This window comes from Paramesorhizobium leguminum (assembly GCF_003217235.1).
GTDB lineage: Bacteria > Pseudomonadota > Alphaproteobacteria > Rhizobiales > Rhizobiaceae > Paramesorhizobium > Paramesorhizobium leguminum.
Genome location: NZ_QJTF01000005.1, coordinates 169,769 through 186,346, shown reverse-complemented (window position 1 = coordinate 186,346; position 16,578 = coordinate 169,769). Strand labels below are relative to the sequence as shown.

21 protein-coding genes are annotated in these 16,578 nt (G+C 59.4%); 7 read left to right on the top strand and 14 right to left on the bottom strand.

What is annotated here, in order from left to right; all coding sequences use genetic code 11:
• Positions 1 to 27 precede the first annotated feature (27 nt).
• From hisF to hisB, 5 genes are read right to left on the bottom strand one after another with little or no spacing between them, the layout of a single operon-like run.
• A complete protein-coding gene (gene hisF / locus C7477_RS06370) occupies positions 28 to 813 on the bottom strand; it encodes an imidazole glycerol phosphate synthase subunit HisF (protein WP_110750205.1) in 786 nt (261 codons plus the stop codon).
• The gene (gene hisA, locus C7477_RS06365) at positions 810 to 1,541 is read right to left on the bottom strand and encodes a 1-(5-phosphoribosyl)-5-[(5-phosphoribosylamino)methylideneamino]imidazole-4-carboxamide isomerase (RefSeq protein WP_110750203.1); all 732 of its coding nucleotides are present in this window, start codon (positions 1,539 to 1,541) and stop codon (positions 810 to 812) included. Before hisA ends, hisF begins: the two co-directional genes overlap by 4 nt.
• Positions 1,538 to 2,188: an imidazole glycerol phosphate synthase subunit HisH gene (gene hisH / locus C7477_RS06360; RefSeq protein ID WP_110750201.1), complete on the bottom strand. Its 651-nt coding sequence runs from the start codon at positions 2,186 to 2,188 to the stop codon at positions 1,538 to 1,540. The genes hisA and hisH overlap by 4 nt, the downstream gene beginning before the upstream one ends.
• 5 nt (positions 2,189 to 2,193) lie before the next feature.
• On the bottom strand, positions 2,194 to 2,679 hold the full coding sequence (locus tag C7477_RS06355; RefSeq protein WP_110750199.1) for a DUF2628 domain-containing protein: 486 nt from the start codon (positions 2,677 to 2,679) through the stop codon (positions 2,194 to 2,196).
• Positions 2,680 to 2,683: 4 nt separating this feature from the next.
• The gene (gene hisB, locus C7477_RS06350; protein ID WP_110750292.1) at positions 2,684 to 3,292 is read right to left on the bottom strand and encodes an imidazoleglycerol-phosphate dehydratase HisB; all 609 of its coding nucleotides are present in this window, start codon (positions 3,290 to 3,292) and stop codon (positions 2,684 to 2,686) included.
• Positions 3,293 to 3,476: 184 nt separating this feature from the next.
• Here hisB and hslV point away from each other — a divergent pair, with 184 nt between their 5' ends.
• From hslV to C7477_RS06335, 3 genes are all read left to right on the top strand, one after another.
• Positions 3,477 to 4,034 (top strand): ATP-dependent protease subunit HslV, encoded by a 558-nt coding sequence (gene hslV / locus C7477_RS06345; protein ID WP_110750197.1) that lies wholly within the window; start codon positions 3,477 to 3,479, stop codon positions 4,032 to 4,034.
• A gap of 90 nt (positions 4,035 to 4,124) precedes the next feature.
• Positions 4,125 to 5,432: an ATP-dependent protease ATPase subunit HslU gene (hslU, locus tag C7477_RS06340; RefSeq protein WP_110750195.1), complete on the top strand. Its 1,308-nt coding sequence runs from the start codon at positions 4,125 to 4,127 to the stop codon at positions 5,430 to 5,432.
• Positions 5,433 to 5,606: 174 nt separating this feature from the next.
• Positions 5,607 to 6,551: a DUF1402 family protein gene (locus C7477_RS06335; protein WP_245411746.1), complete on the top strand. Its 945-nt coding sequence runs from the start codon at positions 5,607 to 5,609 to the stop codon at positions 6,549 to 6,551.
• On the opposite strand, the gene C7477_RS06330 is transcribed toward C7477_RS06335, so the two are convergent.
• The 4 genes from C7477_RS06330 to C7477_RS06315 all read right to left on the bottom strand — a co-directional run bounded on the left by C7477_RS06330 (position 6,548) and on the right by C7477_RS06315 (position 9,374).
• On the bottom strand, positions 6,548 to 6,928 hold the full coding sequence (locus C7477_RS06330) for a helix-turn-helix domain-containing protein (RefSeq protein WP_110750191.1): 381 nt from the start codon (positions 6,926 to 6,928) through the stop codon (positions 6,548 to 6,550). The genes C7477_RS06335 and C7477_RS06330 overlap by 4 nt on opposite strands.
• A complete protein-coding gene (locus C7477_RS06325; protein WP_110750189.1) occupies positions 6,925 to 7,539 on the bottom strand; it encodes a Smr/MutS family protein in 615 nt (204 codons plus the stop codon). Before C7477_RS06325 ends, C7477_RS06330 begins: the two co-directional genes overlap by 4 nt.
• Positions 7,540 to 7,601: 62 nt before the next feature.
• Positions 7,602 to 8,627 carry a murein transglycosylase A gene (mltA, locus tag C7477_RS06320; protein WP_110750186.1) on the bottom strand — a complete coding sequence of 342 codons (1,026 nt, stop codon included), beginning with the start codon at positions 8,625 to 8,627 and terminating at the stop codon, positions 7,602 to 7,604.
• A gap of 9 nt (positions 8,628 to 8,636) precedes the next feature.
• Positions 8,637 to 9,374, bottom strand: a complete 738-nt coding sequence (locus C7477_RS06315; RefSeq protein WP_110750184.1) for a Tim44/TimA family putative adaptor protein — start codon at positions 9,372 to 9,374, stop codon at positions 8,637 to 8,639.
• A 194-nt stretch (positions 9,375 to 9,568) separates the two neighbouring features.
• On the opposite strand from C7477_RS06315, the gene C7477_RS06310 reads away from it, so the two are divergent.
• Together C7477_RS06310 and secB are read left to right on the top strand one after the other, a co-directional pair.
• Positions 9,569 to 10,060, top strand: coding sequence for an FxsA family protein (locus C7477_RS06310; protein ID WP_425373527.1), 492 nt, complete (start codon positions 9,569 to 9,571; stop codon positions 10,058 to 10,060).
• 105 nt (positions 10,061 to 10,165) lie between these two features.
• A complete protein-coding gene (secB, locus tag C7477_RS06305; RefSeq protein WP_110750181.1) occupies positions 10,166 to 10,681 on the top strand; it encodes a protein-export chaperone SecB in 516 nt (171 codons plus the stop codon).
• 65 nt (positions 10,682 to 10,746) lie between these two features.
• Here secB and dnaQ read toward each other — a convergent pair whose 3' ends face one another.
• From dnaQ to C7477_RS06280, 5 genes are all read right to left on the bottom strand, one after another.
• Positions 10,747 to 11,478: a DNA polymerase III subunit epsilon gene (dnaQ, locus tag C7477_RS06300; protein ID WP_110750290.1), complete on the bottom strand. Its 732-nt coding sequence runs from the start codon at positions 11,476 to 11,478 to the stop codon at positions 10,747 to 10,749.
• A 78-nt stretch (positions 11,479 to 11,556) separates the two neighbouring features.
• Complete coding sequence (coaE, locus tag C7477_RS06295) at positions 11,557 to 12,150, bottom strand: dephospho-CoA kinase (RefSeq protein WP_110750179.1); 594 nt, start codon at positions 12,148 to 12,150, stop codon at positions 11,557 to 11,559.
• Positions 12,147 to 13,004 (bottom strand): shikimate dehydrogenase, encoded by an 858-nt coding sequence (locus C7477_RS06290; RefSeq protein ID WP_110750177.1) that lies wholly within the window; start codon positions 13,002 to 13,004, stop codon positions 12,147 to 12,149. Before C7477_RS06290 ends, coaE begins: the two co-directional genes overlap by 4 nt.
• On the bottom strand, positions 12,997 to 13,596 hold the full coding sequence (locus tag C7477_RS06285) for a Maf-like protein (protein WP_110750174.1): 600 nt from the start codon (positions 13,594 to 13,596) through the stop codon (positions 12,997 to 12,999). Before C7477_RS06285 ends, C7477_RS06290 begins: the two co-directional genes overlap by 8 nt.
• A 24-nt stretch (positions 13,597 to 13,620) precedes the next feature.
• Positions 13,621 to 14,445 (bottom strand): pyruvate, water dikinase regulatory protein, encoded by an 825-nt coding sequence (locus C7477_RS06280; RefSeq protein ID WP_245411742.1) that lies wholly within the window; start codon positions 14,443 to 14,445, stop codon positions 13,621 to 13,623.
• 426 nt (positions 14,446 to 14,871) lie between these two features.
• Between C7477_RS06280 and hemE the strand changes: the two genes are divergently transcribed.
• Both hemE and hemJ read left to right on the top strand, forming a co-directional pair.
• Positions 14,872 to 15,897 carry a uroporphyrinogen decarboxylase gene (gene hemE, locus C7477_RS06275; RefSeq protein ID WP_110750170.1) on the top strand — a complete coding sequence of 342 codons (1,026 nt, stop codon included), beginning with the start codon at positions 14,872 to 14,874 and terminating at the stop codon, positions 15,895 to 15,897.
• Positions 15,894 to 16,439: a protoporphyrinogen oxidase HemJ gene (gene hemJ / locus C7477_RS06270; RefSeq protein ID WP_110750168.1), complete on the top strand. Its 546-nt coding sequence runs from the start codon at positions 15,894 to 15,896 to the stop codon at positions 16,437 to 16,439. The genes hemE and hemJ overlap by 4 nt, the downstream gene beginning before the upstream one ends.
• The last annotated feature ends 139 nt before the right edge of the window (positions 16,440 to 16,578 follow it).

Genomic DNA, 16,578 nt, shown 5'->3' with positions numbered 1-16,578 from the left:
GTGCGGGCTGGAAACGCAAGCTATCGATCATGCGACCGGGTCGAGCCGCATGGGAATTCCCGCTTCCGTCATATAGCGCTTCGCTTCGCTGATGGTATAGGTTCCGAAGTGAAAAATCGATGCGGCTAGAACCGCCGTGGCATGGCCGTCGCGAATGCCCGCCACCAGATGGTCGAGGTCGCCGACGCCGCCGGAAGCGATAACGGGCGCGCGCACGGCGTCGGCAACCGCCCGTGTCAGCGCGATATCGTAGCCGGCCTTGGTGCCGTCGCGGTCCATCGAGGTGAGCAGGATTTCTCCCGCACCGAGATCGACCACCCTTTGGGCGAATTCAACGGCATTGATACCCGTCGCCTGGCGTCCGCCATGGGTGAAAATCTCCCAGCGGTCGGTCTCGCCGGATCCAGACACCTTCTTGGCGTCGATTGCCACCACGATGCACTGGTTGCCGAACTTGTCGGCGGCCTCGGCGACGAATTCCGGGTTCTTTACCGCCGCCGTATTGATGGACACCTTGTCGGCGCCGGCGAGCAACAGCTTGCGGATATCCGCGACGGCGCGCACACCGCCACCGACCGTCAGCGGCATGAAGCACTGTTCCGCAGTGCGGGCGACCACATCGAAAATCGTTTCGCGATTATCGACGGAGGCGGTGATGTCGAGAAAGCAGAGCTCATCCGCGCCGGCGGCATCATAGGCCTTCGCCGCTTCGACCGGATCGCCGGCATCGACCAGATCGACGAAATTGACACCCTTGACGACGCGGCCGTCTTTCACATCGAGGCAGGGGATGACGCGGGCTTTGAGAGTCATGCCGCTTCCCTCAAGATTTCCAGCGCTTCCTTGGGATCGATCCGCCCGTCATAAAGCGCACGGCCGGAGATTGCGCCTTCAAGCTTTCGCGCATCGGGCATGGTCATACGCCTTATATCCTCGATCGAGGCGAGGCCGCCCGAAGCGATGACCGGGATGGAAACGGCATCGGCGAGCGCCAGGGTCGCTTCCCAATTGATGCCTGACAGCACGCCATCGCGGTCGATATCGGTGTAGATGATCGCCGCCACGCCCGCGCCTTCGAATTTCCTGGCCAGCTCGATAACCCCGAGCTCGGAGGCTTCCGCCCAGCCCTCGACCGCGACCTTGCCGCCCTTGGCGTCGATGCCGACGGCGACCTTGCCGGGAAATTTCTTGCAGGCCTCGATGACCAGCGCCGGATCGCGCACCGCGACGGTGCCGAGGATGACGCGCGCCAATCCCTTTTCCAGCCAGCTTTCGATGTGCTCCAGCGTGCGGATGCCGCCGCCGAGCTGCACCGGGTTCTTCGTTGCCTTCAGAACCCCTTCCACCGCGGCGCCATTGACGCTTGTACCGGCGAAGGCGCCATTCAGATCAACCACATGCAGCCATTCGAAGCCCTGATCCTCGAAGGCTTTCGCCTGCGCGGCGGGGTCGGCGTTGTAGACGGTCGCGCTATCCATGTCGCCCAGTTTCAGGCGCACGCATTGGCCGTCCTTCAAATCGATGGCGGGAAAGAGGATCATGGCTTCCACTTCAGAAAATTGGCGATGAGGGCGAGGCCGAGCGCCTGGCTCTTTTCGGGGTGGAACTGCGTACCCGCCATATTATCACGCGCGACGGCGGCGGTGATCGGGCCACCGTAATCGGTTACCGCCAGCACATCGCCGGGATTTGCAGCGTCGAGCATATAGGAATGGACGAAATAGGCGTGCAGGCCGTCCGGTCCGGTCTCGATGCCTTCGAACAAGGGATGCGAATGTTTCACGTGAATCGTATTCCAGCCGATCTGTGGGATCTTCAGCGATGGGTCCGACGGCGTCATCTCGCGCACATCGCCCGCGATCCAGCCGAAGCCTTGCGTGATCGTCTTTTCCAGTCCGCGCGATGACATGAGCTGCATGCCGACGCAGATGCCGAGGAAGGGACGGGCTTTTTCAATGGCGACTTCGTGGACCGCTTCCGTCATGCCCGGCACGGCACCGAGCCCGCGGCGGCAATCAGCATAGGCTCCGACGCCCGGCAGGACGATGCGATCCGCCGTCCGCACCCGCTCGGCATCGGCGGTCAGTTCTATCTCAGCCGCAATGCCGCTTTCGCGCGCGGCGCGCTCGAACGCCTTGGTGGCGGAGCGAAGGTTGCCGGACCCGTAATCGATGATGGCGACGCGCATAGGGTTCAATTCTCTCCGGGGTAGCCGACAAGGCCGACCCTTCCGCCAGACGGTGCGGACCGGGCAGGGCGTCTCTTGCGTGTGGGAGCAACGGGCGTTGGGGGGGATGGCTCTTCGCTTAAATCGCCGCCCGCGAAATAGCGGATTTCCGCCTCGCTCCGGTCGTCCGCCTCGATCACGCCCTTTTCGGCGTAGCCCCGGCGGCGCAATGCGGCCAACCGCCAATTATTGCCTTCCAGCGCCACCAATATCGAAACGAGGACCATCAAAACAGTCACGGTGCCGGGCATGTTCCAATATTGGCCTGCCATCCCCAGCGCCAGCGATACGGCCAGAATAAGGGTTGCCTCGAACCAGAGGCGATGAAACAGAAGCCAAAGGACGGGCACAATCAGCGCGAGAAGCGAAAAGCCGTCGCGAACGAAAACCGTGCGTTCCGCCGCGTTCGCACCTGCTTCCGGTGGCGGCTGCATAACGACGAAGCTTGCCATGGGATCAACCTTTCAAGGTGCCCTTGGTGGAAGGGATCGCATCTTTCTGGCGCGGGTCGGCTTCAATGGCGGTGCGCAGCGCGCGCGCCACGGCTTTGAAGCAGGTCTCCGCTATATGGTGATTGTTGGCGCCGTAATGGTTGGTCACATGCAGCGTGATTCCGGCATTCTGCGCCAGCGCCTGGAAGAACTCGCGCACCAGCTCGGTATCGAACGCGCCTATCTTGGGCGCTCCAAACTCCACCTGCCAGACGAGAAAAGGCCGGCCCGAGACATCCAGCGCGGCGCGGGTCAGGGTTTCGTCCATGGCGAGGTCAATGGAAGCATAGCGCATGATGCCGCGTCGCTCGCCCAACGCTTTCGAGATGGCCTGGCCGATGGCGATGCCGGTGTCTTCCACAGTATGATGATCATCGATATGCAGATCGCCCTTGGCCTTGATCGTCATATCGATGAGCGAATGGCGCGAAAGCTGCTCCAGCATATGGTCGAAAAAGCCGACCCCGGTGGAGATGTCGAACGCGCCGGTTCCATCCAGATCGACCGAAACGGCGATGCTGGTTTCTTTGGTCGTCCGTTCCACCGAGGCAATGCGGTTGCTGCTTGAGGCCATGATCATTCCGCCTTCGTTGTTCGGCTCGCGTTCTAGAACAGCCAGCCAGCTTTGCCAAATCCTTTAACAATAAGATAGCCGACAGCGGTTTGCATTTCGTTCACGCGTTCATACATACACTCGCATCGAGGGGTCATTCCTGCTGCCATCTGGGGTGGGGGAGACCTGCCATCAGGAGTTTTTCATGATCGAACACAATCCCACAACCATCTATGGCACGACCATCGTCACCATCCGCAAGGGCGGCAAGGTGGTGATCGCGGGGGACGGGCAGGTCTCGCTCGGCCAGACGATCATGAAGGGCAACGCGCGCAAGGTGCGCCGTCTGGGCAAGGGCGGCAATGTGATCGCAGGTTTCGCGGGCGCGACCGCCGATGCCTTCACCCTGCTCGAACGGCTGGAAGCGAAGCTCGAGCAATACCCGGATCAGCTGATGCGCGCTTCGGTTGAGCTCGCCAAAGACTGGCGCACCGACCGTTATCTGCGCCGCCTCGAGGCGATGATGCTGGTTGCCGACGCGCAGGTGACGCTGGCGCTGACCGGCACGGGCGACGTGCTGGAGCCCGAACATGGCGTGATGGCCATCGGCTCCGGCGGCAATTACGCGCTCGCCGCGGCGCGGGCGCTGATCGACACCGATGCGGACGCCGAGGATATCGCGCGCAAGGCCATGCAGATCGCCGCCGATATCTGCGTCTATACCAATGGCAATATCATCGTCGAAAGCCTCGATGCCAAGTGAGCATCGGTCGGATCATTTAGCCGCATGATCTTGTCCAAAAAGTCTGCAACTTTTTGGGATCATGCTCTAGCGAATTGGAATTTTGAAATCATGACCACTTTTTCTCCTCGCGAGATCGTATCCGAACTCGACCGCTTCATCATCGGGCAAAAGGACGCCAAGCGCGCCGTGGCCATCGCGCTGCGCAATCGCTGGCGCCGGCAGCAGCTCGAAGGGCAGATGCGCGAAGAGGTGATGCCGAAGAACATCCTGATGATCGGACCGACCGGCGTCGGCAAGACGGAAATCTCGCGCCGTCTCGCCAAGCTGGCGGGCGCGCCTTTCATCAAGGTGGAAGCGACGAAATTCACCGAAGTGGGCTATGTCGGCCGCGATGTCGAGCAGATCATCCGCGATCTGGTCGAGGTGGCGATGGGGCTTGTGCGCGACAAGAAGCGCGAGGAGGTGAAGGCGCGGGCGCATCTCAACGCGGAAGAACGGGTGCTCGACGCACTTGTCGGCAAGACGGCGAGCCCGGCGACGCGGGACAGTTTCCGCAAGAAGCTGCGTGACGGGCTGCTCGACGACAAGGAGATCGAGGTGGAAGTGGCCGACACCGCTTCAGGGATGCCGAATTTCGAGATACCGGGAATGCCGGGCGCCAATATCGGCGTTCTGAACCTGAGCGACATGCTGGGCAAGGCGATGGGCGGGCGCACCAAAATGCGCAAGACGACGGTGAAGGAATCCTACGGCCTCCTCATCAACGACGAATCCGACAAGCTGCTCGATCAGGAACAAATCGTGCAGGAGGCGCTGCGCGCCACGGAGGATGACGGCATCGTCTTCCTCGACGAGATCGACAAAATCGCCGCACGTGATGGCGGCCTTGGCGCGGGCGTCTCGCGCGAAGGGGTGCAGCGCGATCTCTTGCCTTTGGTCGAGGGAACGACGGTGGCGACGAAATATGGGCCGATCAAGACGGACCATATCCTGTTCATCGCGTCGGGCGCGTTCCATGTCTCCAAGCCGTCGGACCTTTTGCCTGAGCTTCAGGGCCGCCTGCCGATCCGCGTCGAGCTCAACGCGCTGACGCGCGAGGATTTTCGCCGCATCCTCACAGAAACCGAAGCAAGCCTGATCAAGCAATATATCGCGCTGATGGCGACCGAAGAGGTGACGCTCGAAATCACCGACGACGCCATCGATGCGCTTGCGGATATCGCCGTTGACCTCAATTCCAGCGTGGAGAATATCGGCGCGCGGCGGCTGCAGACCGTGATGGAGCGCGTGCTGGACGAAATCTCGTTCGCCGCCCCCGACAAGGCGGGAACCTCCTTCTCCGTCGATGCGAAATATGTTCGCGACACGGTGGGCGATCTGGCGAAGAATTCGGACTTGTCGCGCTTCATTCTATAGGGAACATGTGTCTTTCCGGTATCGCCAGCAACTAATTGCAAAACCCCCTCGACTTGCGCGAGGGGGTTTTCTATTTTCCGCCCCGACTTCCTTCAATCGAACTTCCGGGCCTGGTGGCCCGTCGCTGGGGCTGACCACGCTGACATGAAAAGCCGACTGACCCTTATCGCCGGCATGGGCCTGCTTGCCGCGAGCATCTTCGTCATTGTTCCTTGCGAGAGCGCCGTTGCGGCCACGCTGGTGCCCTCGGGCAACCGGAATGCCGAACAACCCAATATTCCCGGCGCTTCCGCCAAGCGCACCCGCGAGCTGAAAACCACCTACGAGGCTAAGTATCGCAAGATCTACAATCTGCTTGCGGTGGATAACAGGCTGCGCGCGAAAATCAAAAGCACGGCGGCGGCCTATGGCATCGATCCGCTGCATATCGCGGGCGCCATTGTCGGCGAGCATACCTACAATGTCGATGCCTATGACCGGCTCCAGACCTATTACGTCAAGGCGATGTCCTATGTAAACCGGGGCGTGAGCTTCGATTATAAGGGCGAATCCATTGGAAGTTTCGTCAAAAGGCCGGAGTTTTCAGCCTGCGCCGGGTTCAAGGATAGCTATTCGCTGTGGGATTGCCGCGAAGACGTGTGGAATGCGAAGTTCCGCGGCAGGACGGTGGATGGCGTATCCTACCCCGACAACCGTTTCAGCGCGGTCTTCTTCCAGCCCTTTTATGCCGGACAGACCTTTGGCCTCGGCCAGATCAATCCGCTGACGGCGCTGCAGATGTCGGACATGGTGAACCGGATTTCCGGCCTGCCGAAGCTCGACGCGGATGATGGAAATGCGGTCTACAAGACGATCATGGACCCCGATCTGACATTGCCTTACGTGGCGGCGACGCTGAGGCACGCGATCGATGCTTACCGGCAATACGCGGATTTCGATATTTCGAAGAATCCCGGCATCACCGCCACGCTTTACAATGTCGGTGATCCTGACGAACGCGCCCGCGCGCTCGCCCGCGAAAACGCCAGACGGAGCGGCGGAGAGATGCTCCTGCCGCAGGAAAATTATTATGGCTGGCTGGTCAATTCCAAGCTCGATGAACTGAAAGAGCTTTTTTAGGAACGGATGCTCTTCCGGCGTTTTTTCGCCGCCTTGACCTGCCCGGTGAGTGAAATAACCGTCTCGCGGTCGAGCATTCGAATGCTGGAGGCGATGAGATTAGCGAGCTCGGTGGCTTCCGGAGAAAGGCCCGCCGTGTCGATGACAACACGAGGATGGGAAATCTTCGCCAGTTGCTGCAGTTCTTCGGCATCATCCCAAATGATATTGAAATAGGTGATGATGCGCTGGATAAGGTCCCAGGTCGGTTGGCCGCGACGGCCATGCTCCAACGCCGAGAGATAGGCGGCCGAAACCCCGATCGCCGCCGCCATCTCCTTTTGCGAGACGTTGCGCTCTTCGCGCAGTTCACGCAGGCGCTTGCCGAAGGGCGTCATGTCCGGTCCCCTCCCGAAGCGACGCGGCGGAGGCGCACATAAAGCGCGCCATGGCCGCCATGTTTTCGCGCGGCGTCCTCATAGGCGCTGACCAGAATGCGGAAGGCGGGCGTGGAAAACCAATGCGGCACCGCTTGGCGCAAGATGCCTTCACTGCCTGATGACGAGCCCTTGCCGGTGATTACCAGCACATGGCGCAGGCCACGCCCCCTCGCATTCAGAAGAAATCCATAGAGCAGATCATGCGCGTCATGTTGATTGAGGCCATGCAGATCGACCCGCGCCTCGATGTCAATCCGGCCCTTGGCGATCTTGCGATGCGTGGTCCTGTCGAGTGGATGAATCGGGTGGGGCTCGCGGGGCTTTGCCGCCTGTTTCGGTTTCGAGTTCGGCCCGGCTGGCGCGACGATTTTTCCGGCTTTTGGTGATGAAGCCGGTTCTTGGCCGCCAATTTCCGCCTCCCATAGATGGAAATCATCGGGCAGCTTCGGCACGCGGGACACGCGTTGCTTCAATGGCTTCGCAGTGCGCGCGACGGTTTCCCAGAGGATGCGATCTTCCATCCGCAGCGGTCCGTCGGCGTCTTGCGTTGTTTTGTCCCCTGGCGTCATGAATCACTGCTTTATTCTGTCGCATTATGCGACGCCAAGCGGATTCCGCCTGGTGGTAAAAATTATAACAGCGCGCGCGGCACCAGCACATAAAAATCGGCCTGGTTACGAATTACGCCGGCGATTTCGCCTGCCGCATCGCCCGAACCGGTAAAAAGATCACCGCGCGCGGGGCCAATGATGGCAGAGCCGGTATCCTGCGCGATCATCAGGCGGCGAAACCCTGTGGGATTGCCGGGTTCGAAAGCTCCCAAATCCGACGCGTCGATGAAGAAGGGCGTACCAAACGTATGGAGCAGGCGGTCAACGGCAATGGAGCGGCCCGGCGTGAGCGGCACCTTGGCGGCGGCGATGGGACCAAGCTCCGGTTCCTCACCAGGGGCCTCGCGAAAGAAAATGTAGGAGCGGTTGCGCCAGAGTATTTCATCGATACGGTGCGGATTTCTGGCGAGCCATGCGCGGATCGATTGCATGGTCACTTGCCGCTCCGGCAATTCGCCAAGCTCGACCAATGTCCGCCCCGGGCCGGTGAATGGATGGCCGGATTTCGCGGCATAAGTGATGCGTTTCACGGCGCCATCAGGCATATTCAATCGCGCCGCGCCCTGCACATGGGCGAAGAAGGCATCAACCCGATGCTCAACATAGGCGATTTCGAGGTTGTGTCCGTCGAGCGCGCCTGTCTCGATTGCGCGGCGGTCGTGATATTCAGTGGCCCCGCTTTTTGCAAGATCGTCGGGTTCCCGATAAAATGGAACGCGAAATCGCCCGGTTTTTACCGGGGAGGCGGTGATTTCCGGTTCATAAAAGCCGGTGACGAAGCCCTTTCCGCCATTTTCAGGCTGGATGAGACAGGGAAGGAAATACGTTTCGAAGAAATCGCGGGGCGCCTTGCCGTTATCCGCGCGCGCGGCGGTGAAAATAGGCGCGAGCGCTTCAAACGTGATGCCGAGAGCACCGCTGCGATAAGGCTTTTCCAGCACACGAAAGCTTGAGCGGCGGAAAGCCGCAAAGGCGGCTGCATGGTCATCCTCAGGCCAGCCCGGACAATCCGCATAGGTCACGGGCGTGAAAAGCCGCGAAAGCATCGTCCCCTGTCAATCTTCGGCTTCCGTCGCAACCAGCTTCCAGTTTGGATCACGGGAGCGGGTATCCCGCGCGAAGGTCCAGACATCCTTGATCTCGACTACCGCATCCGGATCGCCATCGATAACCTTGCCATCCTTGTCCAGCGTGGCGGAAATCATCTGGCTGACGATGCGAACCGTGACGTGGGCATCGCTGCCCTTCATTTCCGCGCCGACGATATCCGCCTTGCCGATGCCGACGAAAGATGAGTTCAGCTTTTCTCCCTTGGCCTCCCGCTCGGTGATGGCGGAGACAAAGCCCTCATAGACGTCCTTGGCGAGAAGGGTCTTCAGCGCCTTGCGGTCGCCATCGGCAAAAGACGTGACGATCATCTCATAAGCCATTTTCGCGCCTTCGAGGAAACGCTTGGGCTCGAAAGAGGAATCAGCGGCGCTGATGGCGCGCAAGCCCTCATTGAGCGGCGTGCCCGCGGGCGAGACCGCGTCGATATCGGCAAAGTTTTTTGCCGCCGCGTTTTTATCCGCCGGATCGGTCCGACGCGGCAGAGCGACAACGGTGTCGTTATTGGCAACATTGCCATTGTCGTTATTAGGAGCGCCCTTCGCCGGATCTCCCGTGCGGGGGGAATAGGGATCGAAGGGCGGACGCTCGCTGCCTGTGCGGCGGCCAAGAACATTCCGCAGCTGCAGGAAGATGATCACCGCCGCCACGAAGAAAAAAATCGTCCCGAAATCGAAAAATTCCATAGGCCCGCCAATTCATCTGCCAACAATGGGATCGGAACCGGCATGTTTCGCGATTCACCACCGAAATTGCAATCTAGTTTGAAAAACATATAGTCTGATGAGTTGCATCATTCAAATGCCGATCCCAATTCTAGGGGGATATGGAAGGATTCTCTTTCCAGATCACGTTTTCCAACGGAAAGGTCAGCATCACCGTGCCATTTTCTCCCACTGCGCTTATCCTCTTGGCGTTGCCATTCGTGGAAATCGCAGGCTTCGTGATCGTCGGCAGCCATATCGGCGTTCTTCCGACCCTCGGCCTCGTGCTGCTTGGCGCCATGCTGGGCCTATATCTGTTGCGCGTGCAAGGCTTCAGTCTTCTGCAAAGGATCCGCGCGGAAGCGAGCGCCGGACGCGTTCCCGACCGGGAACTGGTGCATGGAGCGATGCTGGTCGTGGCGGCCATCCTGCTCCTCATTCCCGGCTTTTTCACGGATATTCTCGGGCTTCTGCTGTTCATACCGCCGGTTCGCGATTTCGTGTGGCGGTATCTCGTTCGTAGCCGTATCATCGTTACCGTGAAGACTACGCGCCACGGGCAGGGTCCGCAAACAAGCAAACCGCGCGATCAGGTCATCGATCTCACGCCCGACGATTATTCACATAAGCCCGATCGCAATTCGCCCTGGCGAGGCGGCAAGGAATAGCCACAGCTTGAATTTCCTGTGCCATTGCCTCATGGAAGCCCACATGTTAGGGCGAATCTTGAGTTAAGGGCCATAATGGCCATTCCAGAGAAAAGGTCTCAGACGATGGCAAAAACGCCGAGCGCAACGAATTCCAATGCTGGCGAAGCAAAAAATGGCAACGGTTCCGGCGCGGCCTCCGAGCCTTCGCTGAGCATCCTGGCGCAATATGTGAAGGATCTTTCCTTCGAAAGCCCCGGCGCGCCGCTTTCACTGCGTCCGCGTGAAAAGGCGCCCGCGATCAACATCAATGTCAATGTCGCCGCCAATCCGATCGGCGAGAACGAATTCGATGTCGTGCTGACGTTGAGCGCGCGCGCCGGCGAGGGCAAAGATGTGCTTTTCAACGTCGAGCTCGTCTATGGGGGCGCCTTCCACATCCAGGGCTTCCCGCAGGAGCACGTGCTGCCGCTTCTGTTCATCGAGTGCCCGCGACTGCTCTTCCCGTTCGCCCGCCAGATCATCGCCGAGGCAACGCGCAACGGCGGCTTCCCGCCGCTGATGATCGACCCAATCGATTTCGCGCAGATGTTCCAGCAGCGCATGGCCGAGGAACAGGCCAAATCAGCTGTCAAAAGCTGAGTTTTTTCAACTCATAGGAAAAAGCCCGGCCGAAAGTGAACCGGGCTTTTTTTTGAAGTTAGCTTTTATTCCGCAGCATCAGCATCAGCATCAGCATCCGCGGCAAATTTAGCCCAGATCGCTTTCGTGCCGATTTTTTCGACCAGCGCGGCATGGGCCGCCTCTTCCACCGCCGACAAACGGGGAGGCAGCGGCTGATCGCGTCCGCCGATGATGACGATGGTTTCCTGCTGGACCGTGCCCGCTCCGCGGTTTGTGCTCTCGACCGTCAGGCCCAAGGCGGCCTGCTTGCCACCGATCAGCTCAATATAAACTTCCGCCAGGATTTCCGAATCAAGGAGCGCGCCGTGCAGGGTGCGGCGGCTGTTGTCGATGCCGTAGCGCCGGCAGAGCGCATCAAGCGAATTGGGACCCATCGGATGGCGGCGGCGGGCAAGCGCAAGCGTATCCACCACCCGCTCCGTTGGGATAGGAGCTTGGCCGGCACGCTCCAGTTCGGCGTTGATGAAGCCGAGGTCGAACATCGCATTATGCGCGACCAGCCGGGCGCCATCGAAAAAATTCAGGAAATCATTGACTATTTCGGGAAAGGCCGGCTTGTCGGCAAGCTTCTCTATGCCGATGCCGTGGACTGCGAGTGCGTCCGGGTGAATGGCCCGGCCTTGCGGATTGATATAGACATGAAAGGTGCGGCCCGTCGGGAAGCGATTGACCAGTTCGACGCCGCCGATTTCGATGACTCGATCCGCAAGCCGGTCGAGGCCGGTCGTTTCGGTGTCGAATACGATCTCTCGCATGGGCATCACACTTTCAAAAACAATCTTAGCTCATCAGATACGAAAAGCGGGTGACCGCTTGCAAGCGCGGCAATGCCCTTATCCAAGGCTCTGTTCCCTCAAATGGCGGATGATCTCCGCCACGTCGGCCCGCGCAGCATCGAAACCTTTGCCGGTGTCGATAATAAAATCTGCCCGCTTGCGCTTTTCAGCGTCCGGCGTCTGGCGGGCAAGGATGGAATCAAGCTTGGCCTCAGTCATGCCCGGCCGGGCCAACACGCGCCGGCGCTGAATTTCCGGCGCGGCTGAAACGACAATCACTTTGTCGACGCGGGTTTCACCGCCGGTCTCGAAAAGAAGCGGGATATCGAGGACAACCATGTCCGCGCCGGCGGCCCGGGCTTTTTCAAGGAAAGCCTGCTGTTCTTCCCAGACGAGGGGATGGATGATGGCCTCCAGCCTTGCCATCGCTTCCGGATTTCCCAGCACGGCGGCAGAGAGCTTTTCCCTATCCACGCCGTTTTCCGCTGTCGCGCCGGGAAAGGCCGCCTCGATCAACGGCGCGGCGCGACCGGCATAGAGCCGGTGCACGGTTTCATCGGAGCTTTGGACGGGAATGCCGGCATCGGCGAACATTTGCGCGGTGGTCGATTTTCCCATGCCGATGGACCCGGTCAGCCCAAGGATAATCATTTGGACGCCTTTTCCATATGGCTAAGAATATGGGCGCGCAGCTCCGGCGTCACGCGCGGGCGCACGCCGAACCAATGCTCGAAACCCGGAACTGCTTGATGCAAGAGCATTCCCAAACCATCGACGGTTTTCAGACCTGCCATGCGGGCGGCAATGAGGAATGGCGTCTCCAGCGGCACATAGACGATATCGGTAACGATCGTTTTCGGGTCGGCCTTCGTGAAATCGAGCGCCATTTCCTCCCCGGCATGGCCTTCCATGCCGAGCGGCGTGGTGTTGACGATGACGCCGGAGGCCGGCACAAGCTCCTGCGCTTTCTCCAAAGAATGAGCGAATACGCCCGCGCCGAAATGATCCGCCAGTTCCGTCGCGCGGGAAAGAGTGCGGTTAACGATATGGATCTGCTGGAAGCCCCGGCTTTTCAGCGCGTGAACGATGGCGCGGCTGGCGCCCCCCGCGCCCAGCACGAGCGCTGTATCCGCATTGTCCCAACCGCTCGCAAATTCATCCAGATTGGCGGCAAAGCCATAAGCATCGGTGTTGCCGCCAATGAGCCGGCCATTCTCGAACCAGAGCGTGTTGACCGCGCCGATGGCGCTTGCCGCCGTATCGTGGCTTTCGCAAAGCGCGAATGCCGTTTCCTTGTGCGGGATCGTGACATTGCCGCCCGCATAGCCCATTTCCCGCAAACTTGCGGCGAATACCGAAAAATTTTCCGGCGCGATTTCTATTGCTTCATAGGAGCCGCGCAGCCCATGCGCATTCAGCCAGAATCCATGAATCAACGGCGAGCGGGAGTGCTTTATGGGAAAACCGGTGACGAATGCCCGGATGGGTTCAAAGGGCTCAGCCATCGATAGCCCCGGTTTTGCGCAGTTCAGCCAGAAGCGGCAGCATCGGCAAGCCGACGATTGTAAAATAATCGCCGTCGATTTTCTCGAAGAGCTGGAGACCCAGGCCTTCGATCTGATAGGCGCCGACGCTCGAAAGCGCGGCTTCACCAGCATGGGCGAGATAGCGGCCAATGAAACCCGGATCGAGGGCGCGCATGGTCATCCGCGCCACGGCGACATGCCGCCAGATGGGCGCGCCGCCACGCGCGATCACCACCGCGCTGTTGAGTTCATGAGTCTTGCCGGACAATTTCAGAAGCTGGCGGCGCGCGGCATCCATATCCGCCGGCTTATGGAAAACTTCGTCCTCCAGCGACAAGGTCTGGTCGCAACCAATAACCAGCGCATCCGGATAGCGAGAGCTGACATCGAGCGCCTTCGCTTCTCCCAGGACCAGGGCGATATCCTCCGGCGTGGCGCCGCTGCCGTTGAATGTCGCTTCCACGGCGCGTTCGTCGATCTTCGCTTCGATTGCTTTGAAAGCCAGCCCGGCATTTTTCATGAGGGCGGCGCGAAACGGACTTTTGGATGCCAGAAGGATTTCTATCGTCATGACTGTTCCTCAGCTTAAATCTGGTTACCGGCTTCGCGGGCGAAGGGCAAGGATAGCGGCAGCCGTTTCCTCGATCGAGCGGCGCGTCACATCGATCATCGGCCAGCCATGGCGCGCGCAGATGTTGCGGGCATAGGTCAGCTCCTCGGATATATTGGCGCGATCGGTATAATGTTCCACATCGTAGCCGGGCGAGGTTCCCATGATTCTGTTCTGACGGATCTGCGAGATGCGTTCGGCACTCGCTATCAAGCCGACGATCAGCGGCTTTGTCGCGGCGACAAGCGCCTCGGGAATAGGAATGCCGGGAACGATGGGAATATTGGCGGTCTTCACGCCTCGATTGGCAAGATAGATGCTCGTCGGGGTCTTCGACGTCCGGGAAATACCGATCAGGATAACGTCCGCCTCGTTCATGTCGAGCGGCAATTGCCCATCATCGTGCTCCATCGTGAAATTAAGCGCATCGATGCGGCGGAAATAATCGGCGTTGAGCACATGTTGCGCGCTGGCGCGGCGGTGCGCGGGCGCGCCCAGATAGGACTGGAACGTAGTGAGCACCGGCTCAAGCACCGAGACGGATGGCACACCCATGGCCGCGCATGTTGAATCGATGATCGACGCGAGTTTCTGATCGACAATCGTATAGAGGACGATACCCGGTTCCGCATCGATATCGGCGAGTACTTTTCGCAACTGCTTCTCTGTGCGGATCAGCGGATAGATATGCTCGATCGCTCGCGCATTGGCATATTGCGCCGCCGCCGCGCGTCCCGCGGCAAGGAGAGTCTCTCCGGTCGCATCTGAAATCAGATGAAGATGGAAGTAGGAAAGCGGTTTTACACCCAAGTTTTTGCCGCTCCTGTTGAAGACTGTGGGTAAACACCGGGGATCGAGGTCAATGGATGCCAGCCCCGGGGAAACTTGGCAAGTCATCCACAGCGAGCCCGGCTGTGGAAATGCACCCAAGCGGCATGTGGACGAAGCATCCAGCCTGGATATTCCGGCGCAATTTACCCCAGCTTCTCCACAGCCTGAAGGCTTGTTCCATTACGCGCAAGCCTCTCGATTCATTCACTGAATCTGCTTGTCATTGCTTTTTACGCTTTTGTGGGTGATTTAGTCCCCGCGCTTTTGGGAAATCGCTCTTTCTGTGGGGAAAACCAGCATCGTTGTTAATCCCCGGAACAAACAGACTCTAAGAATCAGAAGAATCCAAAATTCAAGATTTCATTTTTGGAAGAGGCTGGGGAAACTCGAGCCAAGGACGGGATAATGGTACGTAAGGCACTGAGAGTGATGCGTGGGGAAACGATCTTTCCGCCACCGATCTGGATGATGCGGCAAGCGGGACGCTATCTGCCGGAATATCGGGAGACGCGTCGCACCGCCGGAAGTTTTCTCGATCTATGCTACACACCAGAGCTGGCGGTGGAGGTTACCTTACAGCCTATCCGCAGGTTCGGTTTTGACGCCGCAATCCTGTTCTCCGATATCCTTGTGGTTCCACATGCCCTTGGGCGTGATTTGCGCTTTGAGGAAGGACGCGGGCCGGTAATGACGCCGATAGAAGCCAAGGACATCCTGCGCCTTGAGACGGATGGCACTACAAAACAGCTGGAGCCGGTCTATGAGACGGTGCGACGCCTGCGGGCGGAACTGCCCGATGAAACGACGCTGCTCGGCTTCTGCGGCGCGCCCTGGACGGTGGCGACCTATATGATCGCAGGCCACGGCACGCCGGATCAGGCGCCCGCGCGGCTCTTTGCTTATCGCCATCCCGATATTTTCGACAAATTGCTGGGCGATTTGGCTGAAGCTTCGGCGGATCATCTGATCGCTCAGCTCGATGCAGGCGCGGATGCGGTACAAATATTCGATTCCTGGTCCGGCGTGCTTGACGAGCATTCATTCGAACGGTTCTGTGTGAAGCCCGTAGCGCGGATCGTGGAAAAGGTGCGCGCGATACATCCCGAAGCCGTGATTGTCGGCTTTCCGAAAGGGGCGGGGGCGCTTTATGCGGGCTACCGTGAAAGAACCGGCGTGAACGTGCTGGGGCTTGACTGGACGGTGCCGCTGTCGTTCGCTGCCGGATTGCAAGGGCAAGGAGCCGTGCAGGGAAATCTCGATCCATTGCGGCTTGTTGCTGGTGGCGCCGCTCTCGATGAGGGAGTGGAGGCTATTCTGGAGAATTTGGGCGGAGGCCCACTGATCTTCAATCTGGGCCATGGTATCACGCCGGAAGCACCGATCAGCCACGTGGAACGCATGATTGAACGGGTGAGGGGAGCAAGAATATGACCAATCTACCGACGGGAAATCCAGCCGCATCAGGCGGCAGAGCGGCTATTCGCGCGGTCGTTGCAATCGCAATTGTAGCCGCTGCGCTTCTGCTGATGTTTCACGTGAATCCGGGAACTGCTTACCCTTGGATCAAAGCTATCCATGTAATTGCCGTGATCGCCTGGATGGCGGGGATGCTCTATCTGCCGCGCCTTTTCGTCTATCATTGCGCCGCGGAGCCAGGCTCGGTGCAATCCGAAACCTTCAAGGTGATGGAACAGCGGCTCCTGCGCTTCATCATCGATCCGGCAATGGCCGTGACATGGATCATGGGCCTATGGATGGCGTGGAAGATCTTCGGGTTTTCGGGCGGTTGGCTGCACGCCAAGCTTCTTGCGGTCGTGTTGCTTTCGGCTGTTCATGGCCATTTTGCCAAGGCTGTCCGGCTCTTTGCCGCCGACAAGAACACCAAATCGGCGCGCTATTGGCGCATAATGAATGAAGTACCGGCGGTCCTGATGGTAGTCATCGTTATTCTAGTCATCGTAAAGCCGTTTTGAGAACAAATTCCATCTCAACCCAAACTTGGCACTTGTCCCATGTTCCACAAAAGGATATGGGTAGGGTCCTCCCTTATGGAATCGCAGACTGTCGATGCCGGCCGTGACCCTCATGGCCATTCCTTCCGAACAACTGCCC

Bases quoted from the DNA above. Each gene is read 5' to 3' on its own strand.
- hisF (WP_110750205.1), bottom strand. From the start codon at position 813: ATGACTCTCAAAGCCCGCGTCATCCCCTGCCTCGATGTGAAAGACGGC.
- hisA (WP_110750203.1), bottom strand. From the start codon at position 1,541: ATGATCCTCTTTCCCGCCATCGATTTGAAGGACGGCCAATGCGTGCGC.
- hisH (WP_110750201.1), bottom strand. From the start codon at position 2,188: ATGCGCGTCGCCATCATCGATTACGGGTCCGGCAACCTTCGCTCCGCC.
- C7477_RS06355 (WP_110750199.1), bottom strand. From the start codon at position 2,679: ATGGCAAGCTTCGTCGTTATGCAGCCGCCACCGGAAGCAGGTGCGAAC.
- hisB (WP_110750292.1), bottom strand. From the start codon at position 3,292: ATGGCCTCAAGCAGCAACCGCATTGCCTCGGTGGAACGGACGACCAAA.
- hslV (WP_110750197.1), top strand. From the start codon at position 3,477: ATGATCGAACACAATCCCACAACCATCTATGGCACGACCATCGTCACC.
- hslU (WP_110750195.1), top strand. From the start codon at position 4,125: ATGACCACTTTTTCTCCTCGCGAGATCGTATCCGAACTCGACCGCTTC.
- C7477_RS06335 (WP_245411746.1), top strand. From the start codon at position 5,607: ATGGGCCTGCTTGCCGCGAGCATCTTCGTCATTGTTCCTTGCGAGAGC.
- C7477_RS06330 (WP_110750191.1), bottom strand. From the start codon at position 6,928: ATGACGCCCTTCGGCAAGCGCCTGCGTGAACTGCGCGAAGAGCGCAAC.
- C7477_RS06325 (WP_110750189.1), bottom strand. From the start codon at position 7,539: ATGACGCCAGGGGACAAAACAACGCAAGACGCCGACGGACCGCTGCGG.
- mltA (WP_110750186.1), bottom strand. From the start codon at position 8,627: ATGCTTTCGCGGCTTTTCACGCCCGTGACCTATGCGGATTGTCCGGGC.
- C7477_RS06315 (WP_110750184.1), bottom strand. From the start codon at position 9,374: ATGGAATTTTTCGATTTCGGGACGATTTTTTTCTTCGTGGCGGCGGTG.
- secB (WP_110750181.1), top strand. From the start codon at position 10,166: ATGGCAAAAACGCCGAGCGCAACGAATTCCAATGCTGGCGAAGCAAAA.
- dnaQ (WP_110750290.1), bottom strand. From the start codon at position 11,478: ATGCGAGAGATCGTATTCGACACCGAAACGACCGGCCTCGACCGGCTT.
- coaE (WP_110750179.1), bottom strand. From the start codon at position 12,150: ATGATTATCCTTGGGCTGACCGGGTCCATCGGCATGGGAAAATCGACC.
- C7477_RS06290 (WP_110750177.1), bottom strand. From the start codon at position 13,004: ATGGCTGAGCCCTTTGAACCCATCCGGGCATTCGTCACCGGTTTTCCC.
- C7477_RS06285 (WP_110750174.1), bottom strand. From the start codon at position 13,596: ATGACGATAGAAATCCTTCTGGCATCCAAAAGTCCGTTTCGCGCCGCC.
- hemE (WP_110750170.1), top strand. From the start codon at position 14,872: ATGGTACGTAAGGCACTGAGAGTGATGCGTGGGGAAACGATCTTTCCG.
- hemJ (WP_110750168.1), top strand. From the start codon at position 15,894: ATGACCAATCTACCGACGGGAAATCCAGCCGCATCAGGCGGCAGAGCG.